Here is a 13748-nt window from a genome sequence, read left to right on the forward strand (position 1 = left end):
CCCCTCGCACCGCCCCCTCGCACGACGATGTCCACGACGAAAGGTGTACGCACATGAAGATCCTGGTCGTCGGCGCCGGAGCCACCGGTGGCTACTTCGGCGCCCTGCTCGCCCGCGCGGGCCGCGACGTCACGTTCCTGGTGCGGCCACGGCGCGCCGCCGTACTGCGCGAGCGGGGCCTGCGGCTGACCGGTTCGGGCGAGGACGAGGTGCTCACCCCACGGCTGGTCACCGCCGACCGGCTCACCCAGCCGTACGACCTGGTCCTGCTGTCGGTGAAGTCCACCGCCCTGGAACAGGCCGTCGAGGACCTCGCCCCGGCGGTCGGCCCCGGCACGGCGATCGTGCCGCTGCTCAACGGCCTGCGCCATCTCGACGTGCTCAACGGCCGCTTCGGCAAGGAGGCGGTCCTCGGCGGGGTGGCCAAGGTGATCACCACCCTGAACGACGAGGGCGACATCGTCCGCCTCGCGCCACTGGCGGTCCTCGCCCTCGGCGAGCAGGACGGCGGCGCCTCGGCCCGTACCGAGGAGATCCGGACCGTACTGGCCGGGGCGGGCATCGACGCGAGCGTATCGCCGGACATCCTCGCCTCGATGTGGCACAAGTGGGTCTTCATCACCACCCTGTCCACCGTGACCTGCCTGATGCGCGGCGAGGTCGGTGACGTGGTGGCCGTCCCGGGCGGCTCCGGGATCGGCCCGGCCGTGCTCGCCGAGGGGGCCGCGGTGGCCGCCGCGGCGGGATACCCCGTTCCCGAGAGCGAACGGGACCTCACCACGGCCCTGGTCACCCGAGCCGGCTCCACCTTCGCCTCCTCCATGTACCGCGACGTGGTGTCCGGTTTCCCCACCGAGGTCGAGCACGTCTTCGGGGACCTGACCGCGCGCGCCCGCGCCCTCGCGGTGCCCACTCCGCTGCTCGACCTGGCCACCGCCCATCTGCGGGTCCACCAGCACCGGGTGGGGGCGCGACGATGACGACGAGCCCCTGGATCAGGCGGTTCCATCCGGCACCCCAGGCCCCGACCCGTCTCGCCTTCTTCCCGCACGCGGGCGGCTCGGCCACCTCCTTCTTCGCCGCCGCGAAGGCGCTGTCGCCGGAGGTGGACGTGCTGGCGCTGCAGTACCCCGGACGGCAGGACCGGCTGGCCGAGCCGCCGATCGAGGACATGGGCACGCTCGCCGACCGTGTCACCGAGGAGCTGCTGCCCTGGACCGACCGGCCGCTCACCCTGTTCGGCCACAGCATGGGCTCCTCCGTCGCCTACGAGGTGGCGCTGCGGCTGGAGGACAAGGGGGCAGGGCCGCTCGGTCTGTTCGCCTCGGGCCGCTCGGCCCCCAGCGTGCCCGTCACCCGCCGGCTGCACCTCGCGGACGACGACGAGCTGATACGCCACCTCGGCGAGCTCTCCGGCACGGACGCCCGACTCCTCGCGGAGGAGTCCCTGTTGCGGCTGGTGCTGCCCGCGCTGCGCGGCGACTACCGCGCCCTGGAGACGCACCGCCCCGAGCCGGGCCGGTCGCTGTCCTGTCCGGTGGTGGCCCTGTGCGGCGACGCCGACCCGGTGGTCGACCCCGGTGACGTGGCCCTGTGGGAGCGGCACACCTCGGCCTCCTTCAGGATGCGGGTCCTCGCCGGCGGCCACTTCTTCCTGGACGCCCATCTGCCCACGGTGGCGCAGGAGGTGCGGGACCACATCGCGGCGACGACCGGTCGGTGAGGGGCGGGGCGCCGGGCGCCGTGGAGGGGGCGGGCGCGGGGGCGCCCCGGGCGGCGGGCGCGGGCGTGTTCACGCCCCCTCGCTCACTCCCCCTCGCCCGCCCGTGCCACGACCACCCCGGTGGCCACCAGCTCGCCGCTCTCCCCCTTCACCGTGCGCCACCGGCCCTGGAACACATCGTGGCGGACCCCGTCCACCACCGGTCCGGGCACCCGCAACGCGCCCGTGAACGTGCCGTTCTCGGGGTCGGGGGTGATCACGCAGTCACCGAAGTCCAGCCAGCGGCCCGTCAGCGGGAACCACGCCTTGAAGACGCTCTCCTTGGCGCTGAACAACAGGCGGTCCCAGGCCACCGCCGGGTGCGAGACGGTGAGCCGGTCCAGGACGGGCCGCTCCTCGGGCCGGGTGACCAGCTCCCGTACACCGTCGGGGACCGGCGCATTGGGCTCCGCGTCCACGCCGACCGAGGCGATGGCCGAGGCGGGGGCGACGGCGGCGGCGCGGTAGCCGTCGCAGTGCGTCATGCTGCCCACCACACCGTCCGGCCAGCGCGGGGCACGCTGCGCCCAGGGCGGGCCCTCCAGTACGGGCAGGATCGGGACGGGCGGGTGCCCGAGCCGGGCGAGCGCGGTGCGCGCGCACAGCCGTACGGTCGCGAACTCCCGTCTGCGCTTGTCGACCGCCTTCGCCACCAGCTCGGCCTCCTGCGGGAACAGGTCGACCGAGGGCGGGTCCGCGAACAGCTCCGCCACGACCACCTGGGCCGGCAGCAGCCCGTGCAGCAGCGCGCGGCTCACCATCGCGTCACCGTGGAAGGCCCGGGCAGCACCCGGCACAGCCCCTGCGGCGGCGCCGAACGGCTGCCCCACTCGCGGGGATAGCCGAGCGACACCTCCAGATGCGGCACCCCGTCGACCTCGATGGCGCGCGGGATGTGCAGATGCCCGTAGACGACTGCGGCGGCCCGGTAGCGCACATGCCAGTCGGCGGTGGCCTCGGTGCCGCACCACTGCGCGAACTCCGGGTGGCGCAGGATCCGGGTGGGTTCGCGCACCAGCGGGAAGTGGTTGACCAGCACGGTCGGCAGCGCCGGGTCGACCGCGTCCAGCCGCGAGCGGGTGTACGCGACCCGGGCGCGGCACCACGCGTCGCGGCTGGGGTGGGGGTCGGGGTGCAGCAGGTGCTCGTCCACGCACACCACCCCGCTCGTGTGGGCGACGGCCAGCGCCTCTTCCTTGGTATGCGCGCCATCGGGCCGGAAGGTGTAGTCGTAGAGCAGGAAGAGCGGCGCGACGACCACCGGCCCGTCCGGGCCCGGCCACTGGAGGTAGGGGTCCTCGGGGGTCGCCACCCCCAAGTCCCGCAGCCGCTGGACGAGATACGTGTAGCGGGCCTCGCCGCGCAGCCCCACCGGGTCGGCCGGCGCGGTCCACAGCTCGTGGTTGCCCGGTGCCCAGACGACGGTGGCGAAGCGCCCCGCGAGGAGCTCCATCGCCCGGAGCACCTCGTCGGCCAACTCCCCCACGTCCCCGGCGACGAGGAGCCAGTCCTCGGACGAGTCCGGCCGCAACGCGTCCAGGACCGCGCGGTTGCGCGCATGGCCGACGTGCAGATCGCTGATGGCAAGAAGACTCATGATGATCGCAGCCTACGGGGGACCGCCCATCGCCCGGTCACCGATGGCCGGTTCCGGCCAGGTCCGTCGTTGCGGACTCGGGGCGGGTCACCGCGGATTCGCGAGCCCGTAGCCGCGGAGTCGAGCGTGGGTCCAGTGGACCCTGGTACCGACGGTCCCTGGTTCCGGCGGCCGGGTTCCGCCATGATGATGATCATGACGACCGACCGCCGCCAGCTCGCCGATTTCCTGCGCCGCTGCCGTGACCGGGTCACTCCGCAGGACGCCGGACTGCCCGCGGGGCCGCGCCGGCGCACCCCGGGGCTGCGGCGCGAGGAGGTCGCGCAGCTCGCCGGGATGTCCGCCGACTACTACATCCGGCTGGAGCAGGCGCGGGGGCCGCAGCCCTCGCCGCAGATACTCGCCGCGCTGGCCCGCGCCCTGCGGCTCAACGACGACGAGCGCGACCATCTCTATCTGCTCTCCGGGCACCGTCCGCCCGCCGCGCACTCCCCGGACGGCGAGGTGAGCCCCGGGCTGCTGCATCTGCTCGAACAGCTCGCCGACACCCCGGCCGTGGTCCTGAGCGACCTCGGGGACGTGCTCGTCCAGAACCCCATGGCGCGTGAGCTGCTGGGTGAGGTGTGCACGGTCAGCGAGCACGGCCGCAACGTCGTGTGGCGCTGGTTCACCGAACCGTCCGCCCGACTCCCCTACCCGCCCGAGGAGCACGGCTACTACAGCCACCTCCATGTCGCGGATCTGCGCGCCGCCGCGGCACGCCGCTTCGGCGACGCGGAGTCGACACGGCTGATCTCCCGGCTGCACAGGGTCAGTTCCGAGTTCACGCAGCTGTGGGAGCTGCACGAGGTCGCCGTCCGAAGACGCGACCGGGTGCGCGTCCTGCACCCGGAGCTCGGCCCGTTCGACCTGTTCTGCCAGGTGCTGCTCGCCCCGGAGGGCGATCACCGCCTGGTGCTCTTCACGCCTCCGCCGGGGAGTGCGACCGCGGACCGGCTGGCGCGGTTCGGCGCCTCGCGGCGCGGCTGAGGCGGAGGCGTGCGCGGGGTGCCCGGCTCAAGCGCCCCCGTGGTCCAGGCAGGGGTACTCCCGGCCGCACCAGCAGCGCCCCTGGACCGGCGTGGTGGCGAGCAGCATCCGGATGACCTCGTCCACGTCGAAGCCGTCCATCTCGCTGCCCTCGGGGACGAGTTGGTAGGTACGGGAGAGGAACTCGGCGACGTCCTCGATCTCGGCGAGGAGGTCCGCGCTGCCCTCGTCCGAGTGCAGCCGGATCCGCAGTCCGCTGTCGCCGTACTGCCAGACCCGTACATCGCCGAGACCGACCGGGCAGCGGGAGATCAGCCCCTCCGCCACGAGGTCGCGGCCCATGGTCCATGTCGTATGCATGCCATTGCCGCAGACGAATTCCACCGAAACGGCGAGCGGATCGGCGGGGTCGTAAGCCATCAAGGCCTCCACGGGGGTCATGGCATCACCCTCGTGCAGTAGTTCGACATACAACGGAACGCAGATCTCTTCCATGTCGCCCCCCCTCGTCGGGACAGTCACCGGCGGCCGGTCGCCGGGTGTTGTTCGGTATCCGCATCTATGACGTACTCAACGGCCGCGATAGTGACCGACTTCGCGAACAAATTCGCCCCGGGATGTGGAAACTGTGCGTACGGTGTCGCAAATTCGCATGTCCGCGGGGATCGTTTACCCCGTACCGCGCCGTTCGATCCCCCCGTTTCCGGGGCGGCTCCCCCGGCTCCCGCCCCGGCCACCAGCGGGGGCACGGGTCGTGGGGCGGGCCGCGCGGTGTGTGGTGAAGGCTTCACAATCTCCGCCACCGCGGCGCCGATTCGGCCGGAACATTGCGTTGGCGGCACCGGCGGGATCGCGACAGCGGACCGCCCGCGACCGCTTCGACGGCGGCAGCGGGCGGCTGGGGGAAGCGGCGGGCTCAGCAGAACTTGTCCAGCTGCCCCGCTTTCGCGGCACGAACCATGGCGGCGATCTCGGACCGGGTGTACCGGAGCACCGGTGCTTCGGTGTCCTTCGTATGCGTCACGGCGATCCTGTCGCCGTCCACGGCGAATCCGACGCAATCCTTGGAGTAGTCCAGGTCACTGAATGACGACTTCTCGAATGCGAGGTGAGGGGCATTGCGGTTGACGTATTCGGTGACCTCGACAAGGCGCGAGTGGTCCATGGAACAGCTCCTTCGTGCAGCGGTGGGGGCTGTTCAGCACGCTACGAGTCCACGTCCGCCTATTTCTAGTGGTCTTGACAGCCGGACACCTGATGCGCTAGCGACTCCAGCGGACCTCGGCGGGAGCACCCGCGCGCCGACACTCCTACCCGAAGGCCCCTACACCAGGCCGAGGTAGGCGGCGGGCGAGCCCTGCAGTGTCGGGGCGAGCAGTCCGGCCTGGGGCTCGCTCAGCTCGGGCAGTCCGAAGAGCTCCGCCTGCGGCGGGGTGAGCGGGGCGTCGAGGATCGCCCCGGGGCTCTCCGCACGCAGCGGCGAGGACGGTGTGGTCACGGCCGCGGCGCCGATCCTGTCCTCGGTGAGCGGGTCGGCCAGCGGCGCCTTGACCACGGTCGACGGCACCTCCGAGGTGATGGGCAGCGCGGGCAGCACGGGCGACGGCATCAGGGAGCCGACGACGTGGCGCGGCCCGCCGGGCGATCCCGGCACCGGGATCGGCACGGCCGTGCTCACCGTGGGGGCCTCCAGCGGCAGCACCGTCTCCAGGCTTTCCAGCGGTACCCCGACGGGAGCGGACACCCCGGCCGCGGCGGGTGTGACGGCCGCCGCCGTGGCCATGCACGTCATCATGGCCGCGAGGCCGGCCCGCTTGGTGAGCTTCATAGGTACTTCCATCCCTCTGGTTCTTCGATCAGCTGACGGACAGGTGCCGTCTGGAAGAACGAGGGCGCAGGGTTCATCACTCCAAAATTCGCCTGTTCAGCGGAGCGGGAAAGGAACTCCGCGCTCGGATTCGGGGCGTGTTCCGAAGATCCGACGTTCCGATTCACCGATCGGCACGTCATTGATGCTCGCCTCTCGGCGGGCCATCAGACCGTTCTCGTCGAACTCCCAGAGCTCGTTCCCGTAACTGCGCCACCACTGCCCCGCCGCGTCCCGGCTCTCGTACTGGAAGCGCACCGCGATGCGGTCGCCGTCGAACGCCCACAGCTCCTTGCGCAGCGCGTAGTCGAGCTCGCGGGCCCACTTGGCGGTGAGCAGCTCGACGATCTCCGCGCGCCCCGTGACGAAGGTGTCCCGATTGCGCCAGTGCGAGTCCTCGGTGTACGCGAGCGCGACCTTCTCGGGGTCGCGGGTGTTCCAGGCGTCCTCGGCGGCCTGGACCTTCTGCCGGGCGGTGTGCGCGTCGAAGGGGGGCAGGGGCGGGCGAGCGGTCATGGCGGAACCTCCGGGTCGACGGGGGCGAACGGGCGCGCGAGCGGAACGAGCCGGGAGAACGAGCGTTCTCCCGGTCCTCGGCTACCGTAGAGAACGGTCGTTCTCAGTACAAGGAGGGGTGGGGCATGGACACCGCGGTCGCACGGGAGCGGGTGCTCGACGCCGCCGGGACGCTGTTCTACGGGCGGGGCGTCCAGAGCGTCGGCATGGATGAGATCCGCGCCGCCTCGGGTGTCTCCCTCAAGCGCCTCTACTCTCTCTTCCCCGCCAAGGAACAGCTGGTGGAGGCGTATCTGGAGCGGCGGGACACGGTGTGGCGGGGGCGTCTGGCGCAGGAGGTCGAGAGCCGCGCGCACCCGGAGGAGCGCCTCCTCGCGGTCTTCGACCATCTGCACCGCTGGTTCGGGGAGCCGGGGTTCCGCGGTTGCGCGTGGATCAACGCCCACGGCGAGCTCGGCGCCTCCTCGGCCCGGGTCGCGGCGCAGGCGCGCGCCCACAAGAGCGTGTTCCGTGCCTATCTGGGCTCGCTCGTCGCGGACGCGGGGCTGCCCGAGCGTCTCGCGGACCAGCTGGCGCTGCTAGCCGAGGGCGCGATGGTGACCGCGGGCATCTTCGGCACCGGCGAGCCCGCCCTCCGGGCCCGCGAGGCGGCGCAGGCCCTGGTGGCGGCGGCGCGGGCCTGACGCGCTCCGCCCCCGGTGGTGTGGAGTTCTTCACGGTCCGTTCAGCAACTGGCCACCGGGTGTTGGTCGAATCCGGTACCGGACGCTCACCACCATGATCTCCATGTCGTTCACCCCGTACAACCCACCCGCACCACGCGGCGCACGCGCCCTGTGGCGCGGACCCTCGCCCGCGCGCGCGGTCGCGGGCCTGGTCGCCCTCGCGCTCGCGGCCGTCGGCGTCCTTCTCGCCGCACCCGTCTCGTACGCCGGCGGGCCGCTGGTCTCCTCGCGCGCCCTCGTCGGTGCCGAACAGGTGCTGTTCCGCTCCGGTGTGGGCGGGTACGGCTGCTACCGCATCCCCGCGCTGGTGAAGACGAAGGAGGGCAGCCTGCTCGCCTTCGCGGAGGGACGCAAGTCGCCCACCTGCGCCGACCGCGGCGACATCGATCTGGTGATGCGCCGCTCCACCAACGACGGCCGCACCTGGGGCCCGGCCCATGTGGTCCTGGAGGGCAGCCCCACCGACGGGACCGCCCCCTTCACCCGGGGCAACCCGGCGCCCGTGGTGGACCGCGAGACCGGTTCCGTCTTCCTGCTGACCACCTCCAACGAGCAGACGCCGAGCGGCCCCCGGCTGCCCTGGGTGCAGCGGAGCGACGACGACGGGGTGAGCTGGAGCGCGCCCCGGGCACTGCCGACGTTCAGCGGCGCCGACACCGGCTGGTTCGCCACCGGCCCCTCGCACGGCGTCCAGCTCACCGCGGGCGCGCACGCCGGACGGCTGGTGGTCGGCGCCCACCAGAACCCCGACGCCACCACCCGCTACGCGGGCGTCCTCTACAGCGACGACCACGGCACGACCTGGCAGGCGAGCACCACCGCCAACTCCTATGTGGCCGGAAAGGTCAAGCCCGGCGAGGTCTCCGTGACCGAACTGCCCGGCGGCGGTGTGTATCTGGCGGCCCGCAACGAGATCGGCGGCAGCGCCGACCACCGCACCCGCGCGGTCAGCACCGACGGCGGCACCACCGTCCCCGCCTCGACCGTCGTCCCGGGCCTGATCACCCCGGAGGTCCAGGGCTCGGCGCTCACCCTGCGCCAGACGTACCAGCGCACACCCGGCGACACCCTGGTCTTCTCCGCGCCCTCGGACGCCTCCGACCGCAAGCTGATGAAGATCCGTTACTCCACCGACCAGGGGACCACCTGGACGGCCGCCTCCAACGGCCTGATCAGCAACGACCGGGCCTCCTACTCCGACCTCGCCGAGCTCGACACCGGCGAGCTCGGGCTCCTCTACGAAGGCGGCCCGGCCAACTCCGCCGACGAGATCCGCTTCAACGTGACCACCCCGGGCGCCCTCGGCATACCCGGCACCTTCACCGGCAAGCTCTCCGGGCAGAACAGCCCGACGGCCGGCCGCACCAGCCCGGACGCGGGACCGGACGCCAACGACGCCTACCTCCAGGGCGACGCGGCCCTGGGAAGCGGCCGGTTCGGGCAGGGCCTGGTCCTGGACGGCACGGGCGACTACGCCGACGTGCCGTACGGCAGGACCATCGACCCGGGCTCGGGCGACTTCACGTACACGCTGTGGTTCAAGTACGCGGCGACGACCGCCGGCCGGCAGCAGGCGCTGTTCTGGGCGTACGGGCAGGGCAGCGCCGAACCGCAGGTGTGGCTGCGCGCCCAGCCCGCCGACGACCGGCTCTACGCCTGGGTGCAGGGCGCGGACGGCGGCGCCCGGCTCACACTCACCGACCCCTCGCCGGGGGTTGCCTTCGGCGACGGCCAGTGGCACCACGCGGCGCTGATCCGAACGGGCGCGCAGATCCGGCTCACCGTCGACGGGACGGTCACCGGCACGGCGACGGGGGTGGCCGGATCGGTCACCGGCACGCCGCGGACCGGCGCCGGGGGAATCCGGATCGGCGCCAAGGCCGACACCGGGGCGAGCGACGCCTTCGGCGGTGCCGTCGACGACTTCCGCCTCTACCGCACCGCGCTGACAGACAGTCAGCTGGACCAGGTGCGCGCCGGCGCCGCGCAGCTGGACACCGACGCCGCCACCCGCTCGATGGGCGCCCGGCTGCCCTTCCAGGTGATCGACACTGCGGTCGTCCCGGACCGGCGCCGCATCACCATCGAGGACGACGTCTCGGGCCACTGCGCCCCCGGCACCCTGCTCGGGGGCGTGCCCGCCCAGCCGGCGGGGCGGATCGGATCGCTGGCGGCGACCGTGGACGCCACCCATCCGGGCACCGAGACCGGGTTCTCGCCGACGCTCGACGTGGGCGCGGGCGACTTCACGTACTCCCTCTGGTTCCGGTACGCGGCGGGCTCCACCAGCCCCGACCAGGCGCTGGTGTGGGCGTACGGGACGGGGAGCGCCAGTCCGCAGCTGTGGGTGCGCGCCCAGCCCGCGCAGGACCGGCTCTACGCCTGGGTGCAGTCGGACGCCGGCCCGGTGGCGCTGGCGCTCCCGGACACCACGTCGGCGCGGTCGTTCGGGGACGGCGCCTGGCATCTGCTGACGCTGACCCGCTCGGCCGACAGGGTCACGCTCGGCGTGGACGCGCGGACCCCGGCCACCGCCGCCGGTCTCACCGGCTCGCTGACGCCCGCGCAGGGCAACGGGCAGCAGGGCGTGCGGGTCGGCTCGAAGCCCGACGGGACCAGCGTGTTCGACGGTGACGTGGACGAGTTCCGCGTCTACCACCGGGCGCTCACGACGGCCGAGACCGCTGCGGTCGCGGGCTCCACGGCGGGCTCGTCCGGCTCGTACCCGGGTGATCTGCCCGCGCTGTGGTGGTCGTTCGAGAACCAGTACACCGGCGCCCGGGACGTGGTGCGGCCCGCGGCGGGCCCGGCGACCCCGGACTCCACGGTCCACTGCGGCCACGCCCTGGTGCGCGGCGGCGCGGCCACCGCGCCGGGGAAGTTCGGCACCGCGCTCGCCTTCGACGGCTCCGACGACGCCGTCGACCTGCCGTACGGCGCGGCCACCGCGCTCGGCTCGGCCGACTTCACCGTCAGCACCTGGCTCAAGTACTCGGCCACCAGCGGCAGTGCGGACCAGGTGCTGGTGTGGGCGTACGGGACGGGCGCCTCGGAGCGGCAGCTCTGGCTGCGGGCCCAGCCCGCGCAGGACCGGTTGTACGCCGCGTTCGAGACGGACACGGCGACCACGGTGGTGGCGGCGGTGGACGGCTCGGCCGCGGCCGGGTTCGGCGACGGGGCCTGGCACCACGTGGCCCTGGAGCGGGCGGACGGCCGGCTCCTGCTGATCGTCGACGGGCAGACGCTCGGCAGCGCCGCGGTCCCGGCGGGCTCGGTGACGACCGGCGACACCTACGCGGTGGACGGCTTCCGGCTGGGCGCCAAGCCCGACGGGACCAACCCGCTGACGGGGGCGCTGGACGAGTTCCGGATCACCCGCGAGGCCCTGTCGGACGAGGAGCTGACCGCGCTGCGGACGCGGAACGCTCTCCCGGGGACGGCCACGTCGGCGTGGCTGCCGTTCCAGGTGGTCACGGCGTCGGAGTTCGCCCGGATGTAGCCGGTTAGCCTGGGGGCACGAATGGGGTGGCCGTCCGTCGCACTTCGCGGCGGGCGGCCACCGGCGCGAGTGGGGAGCAGTGGGATGACCGGGGAGCGACCGCGCAACGCCGCCCAGACACGGGCCGAGGAGATTCTGGCGGAGGTGACCGCCGGCGGCGAGGAGACCGGCGTCCAGGTGGCGGCCTACATCGACGGCGAACTCGTCGTCGACGCATGGGCGGGCCTGGCCGACGTGGAGGGCGGGCGGCCGATGGAGGCGGAGACGCTGGTGCCCGCCTGGTCGACGGGGAAGGGGGTCGTAGCGGCGCTGGTGGCGGTCCTGGTGGACCGGGGCGTGCTCGCCTACGACACCCCGGTCGCCGCCCACTGGCCCGAGTTCGCGGCCCGGGGCAAGGAGGGGATCACCCTCGGCCAGGTCCTCTCCCACTCGGCGGGGCTGCCGCAACTGCCGCCCGGGGTGACCCCCGAGGAGTTGTTCGACGTCCCGGCGGTCGGGGACTGGCTGGCGGGGCAGGCGCCGCTGTGGGAGCCGGGCACGGCGAGCGGTTACCACGGCTGGACCTACGGCGTGCTGCTCGCCGAGATCCTGCGCCGGGCCACCGGCCGTCCCTGTGACGAGCTGCTGAGGGAGGAGCTGGCCGGGCCGCTGGGGGTCGCGGACTCGCTGCTGTTCTCGGTGCCGGAGCACCTGCACGAGCGGGTGGCCCTCTGTTACGACGGCGGCTGGTCGGACTATCTGGACCGGATGCCGTCCGACTCGCCGTTCCTCGTCTTCGCGCCCCGGCCGGTGCTGCCGGTCCCCGCCCTCGCCAACCGCGCCGACTACCGCCGGGCCGCGCTCCCGGCCAACGGGACGATGACGGCCCGGGCGGCGGCCCGGATGTACGCGGCGCTGGTCTGCGGCGAACTCGACGGCGTACGGCTGGTGTCGCCGGCCACCCTGAAGGAGGCGACGACACCGAGGACGTCGGGCGAGGACCGCTCGCTGGGCTTCCCCCTGCTGAAGGGCTACGGGTTCATGCTCGGCGGCGCGGGCTCGGTGGTGCGCTCCCCCGACGGCGGCTTCGGCACCAACGGCTCGGGCGGCAGCGCCGCCTCCGGCGACCCGGCCCACCGCTTCTCGTTCGCCCTGACGAAGAACAGGATGAGCGTGAACGGCCTGGACAAGCGGCTCTTCCGGGAGGTCCGGGAAGCGCTCGGCATCCGGCGGGACTGAGCCCCACGGCCACCGGGCCGCCGTCAGCGGCCCGCGAACTCCCGCAGGTCCGCGGTGAGCCGTTCGGCGTGAGTGACGAACAGGCCGTGGCCCGCGTCCTCGTAGACGTGGAAGACGCTGTCCGGGATCAGTCGCGCGGCCCGCTCCCCGGTCAGGCCGATCGGGGCGGAGACGTCGTGGGTGCCGTGGACGACGAGCGCCGGGACGTCCACCTTGGCCAGTTCGGGGGCGACGTTCAGGGTCACCACGAGGTCGCCGAGGGCGTTGGCGGCACGGGCCGTGGCGCCCGCGCAGCGGTCCTCCCAGTACCGGACCATGGCGGGCGAGAGGTCGTTGCCGGGCCGGTCCAGGGCGAAGAAGCCGGCCGCGCCGTCGGCGAAGAAGCCGGGCCGGTCCTTGCGGAACTTCTCGTTCCCGGCGGTGATGAGCGCCGGGTCGACGCCCTCGGGGTGGTCGGCCGAGCGGGCCGGGCCGGGCGCCATCCCGGCCACCAGGGCGATCCGGGCCACCCGGCCGCTGCCGTGGAGAGTGAGGTGACGGACGACCTCGGCGGTGCCGATCGAGTGGCCGACCAGAGTGATCCCGGTCAGGTCGAGGTGGTCGAGGAGCGCGCCCAGGTCCCCGGCGAGGGTGTCGAGGTCGAAGCCGTCCCACACGTCGTCGGAGCGCCCGTGCCCCCGCCGGTCGAGCCCGACGCACCGGAAGCCCTCGGCGGCCAGCGGGAGCATCTGGAACTCCCACATCTCCGTACCGAAGTAGGAGCTGTTGACGAAGACGACGGGACGCCCCTCGCGAGGGCCGTAGTCGACGTAGTGGAGCCGGGTGCCGTCGGTGGCGGTCTCGAAGTACGGCATGGCGCTGGGTCCTTCCCCCTCGGCCACCGCCTCGGTCGGCGGTGTCTGTGGGACCAATGGTGCGGGGGACGTGGACAGTTGGTCGATTACCCCGCGGGTCATGCCCCGCCCACGGGCCGCCCGGACGAATAACCTGACCGTATGAACGAGACCGCCGCGGGGACGCGGGGCTACGGCGTGGACGCCGACGCGCTGGCCGAGCAGTACGAGAGCGTCACCTTCGAGGAGGTCCACGGCGGGCTGCTGCACCTCTACCCGGCGCCGCCCGGACGGGTGCTGGACCTGGGCGCCGGGACCGGCCGGGACGCGGCGGCGCTGGCGCGCCTCGGCCACACCGTCACGGCCGTCGAACCGACCGCCGAACTGCGGCGCCACGGCGTGCGGTTGCACGCGGACACCCCCCTGACCTGGCTGGACGACGCGCTGCCCGGGCTGCCGGTGCTGACCGGAAGGAGCGAGCGGTACGACCTGGTCCTGCTCACGGCCGTGTGGATGCACCTGGACGCCGCCGAACGCGCCCGGGGCATGCGGAGCGTCGCCGCGCTGCTCGCCCCCGGCGGCACCCTGGCGATGACCGTACGCAGCGGTCCGGTGCCCCCCGGGCGGCGCATGTTCGAGGTGCCGGAGGCCGAGACGCTCGCGCTCGCGGGGGCCGCGGGGCTGCGGCTCGCCCATCGGGGC

General features: G+C 73.3%; 14 protein-coding genes. 7 read left to right on the top strand and 7 right to left on the bottom strand.

Translation table 11 applies throughout. From position 1 onward, the window contains the following. Positions 1–53: 53 nt before the first annotated feature. Positions 54–980 (top strand): ketopantoate reductase family protein, encoded by a 927-nt coding sequence (locus ACJA3G_RS03270; protein ID WP_406551322.1) that lies wholly within the window; start codon positions 54–56, stop codon positions 978–980. After that, a complete protein-coding gene (locus ACJA3G_RS03275; RefSeq protein ID WP_406551323.1) occupies positions 977–1723 on the top strand; it encodes a thioesterase II family protein in 747 nt (248 codons plus the stop codon). Before ACJA3G_RS03270 ends, ACJA3G_RS03275 begins: the two co-directional genes overlap by 4 nt. Positions 1724–1806: 83 nt before the next feature. Here the strand turns inward: ACJA3G_RS03275 and ACJA3G_RS03280 are convergent, their stop codons facing one another. Beyond that, a complete protein-coding gene (locus ACJA3G_RS03280; protein WP_406551334.1) occupies positions 1807–2508 on the bottom strand; it encodes a 4'-phosphopantetheinyl transferase in 702 nt (233 codons plus the stop codon). A gap of 8 nt (positions 2509–2516) precedes the next feature. Continuing rightward, positions 2517–3359, bottom strand: coding sequence for a metallophosphoesterase family protein (locus ACJA3G_RS03285; RefSeq protein ID WP_406551324.1), 843 nt, complete (start codon positions 3357–3359; stop codon positions 2517–2519). Between the two features lie 186 nt (positions 3360–3545). On the opposite strand from ACJA3G_RS03285, the gene ACJA3G_RS03290 reads away from it, so the two are divergent. Continuing rightward, positions 3546–4388 (top strand): helix-turn-helix transcriptional regulator, encoded by an 843-nt coding sequence (locus ACJA3G_RS03290; RefSeq protein ID WP_406551335.1) that lies wholly within the window; start codon positions 3546–3548, stop codon positions 4386–4388. Between the two features lie 27 nt (positions 4389–4415). Here the strand turns inward: ACJA3G_RS03290 and ACJA3G_RS03295 are convergent, their stop codons facing one another. From ACJA3G_RS03295 to ACJA3G_RS03310, 4 genes are all read right to left on the bottom strand, one after another. Continuing rightward, positions 4416–4808 (bottom strand): SsgA family sporulation/cell division regulator, encoded by a 393-nt coding sequence (locus ACJA3G_RS03295; protein ID WP_406551325.1) that lies wholly within the window; start codon positions 4806–4808, stop codon positions 4416–4418. 496 nt (positions 4809–5304) lie between these two features. Further along, positions 5305–5553: a DUF397 domain-containing protein gene (locus tag ACJA3G_RS03300; RefSeq protein ID WP_344070880.1), complete on the bottom strand. Its 249-nt coding sequence runs from the start codon at positions 5551–5553 to the stop codon at positions 5305–5307. 159 nt (positions 5554–5712) lie between these two features. Then, positions 5713–6216, bottom strand: coding sequence for a hypothetical protein (locus ACJA3G_RS03305; protein ID WP_406551326.1), 504 nt, complete (start codon positions 6214–6216; stop codon positions 5713–5715). A gap of 96 nt (positions 6217–6312) precedes the next feature. Next, positions 6313–6771, bottom strand: a complete 459-nt coding sequence (locus ACJA3G_RS03310; protein WP_406551327.1) for a nuclear transport factor 2 family protein — start codon at positions 6769–6771, stop codon at positions 6313–6315. Between the two features lie 125 nt (positions 6772–6896). On the opposite strand from ACJA3G_RS03310, the gene ACJA3G_RS03315 reads away from it, so the two are divergent. The 3 genes from ACJA3G_RS03315 to ACJA3G_RS03325 all read left to right on the top strand — a co-directional run bounded on the left by ACJA3G_RS03315 (position 6897) and on the right by ACJA3G_RS03325 (position 12213). Next, positions 6897–7454, top strand: a complete 558-nt coding sequence (locus ACJA3G_RS03315; protein ID WP_406551328.1) for a TetR/AcrR family transcriptional regulator — start codon at positions 6897–6899, stop codon at positions 7452–7454. A 94-nt stretch (positions 7455–7548) separates the two neighbouring features. Next, positions 7549–10995, top strand: coding sequence for a LamG-like jellyroll fold domain-containing protein (locus ACJA3G_RS03320; protein ID WP_406551329.1), 3447 nt, complete (start codon positions 7549–7551; stop codon positions 10993–10995). Positions 10996–11079: 84 nt separating this feature from the next. Further along, the gene (locus tag ACJA3G_RS03325; protein ID WP_406551330.1) at positions 11080–12213 is read left to right on the top strand and encodes a serine hydrolase domain-containing protein; all 1134 of its coding nucleotides are present in this window, start codon (positions 11080–11082) and stop codon (positions 12211–12213) included. 23 nt (positions 12214–12236) lie between these two features. Here ACJA3G_RS03325 and ACJA3G_RS03330 read toward each other — a convergent pair whose 3' ends face one another. Further along, positions 12237–13067, bottom strand: a complete 831-nt coding sequence (locus ACJA3G_RS03330) for an alpha/beta fold hydrolase (RefSeq protein WP_406551331.1) — start codon at positions 13065–13067, stop codon at positions 12237–12239. A gap of 141 nt (positions 13068–13208) precedes the next feature. On the opposite strand from ACJA3G_RS03330, the gene ACJA3G_RS03335 reads away from it, so the two are divergent. Beyond that, the coding region (locus ACJA3G_RS03335) for a class I SAM-dependent methyltransferase (protein ID WP_406551332.1) at positions 13209–13748 on the top strand (540 nt) is incomplete at its 3' end.

Source organism: Streptomyces sp. YS-3 (assembly GCF_045257485.1).
GTDB lineage: Bacteria > Actinomycetota > Actinomycetes > Streptomycetales > Streptomycetaceae > Streptomyces.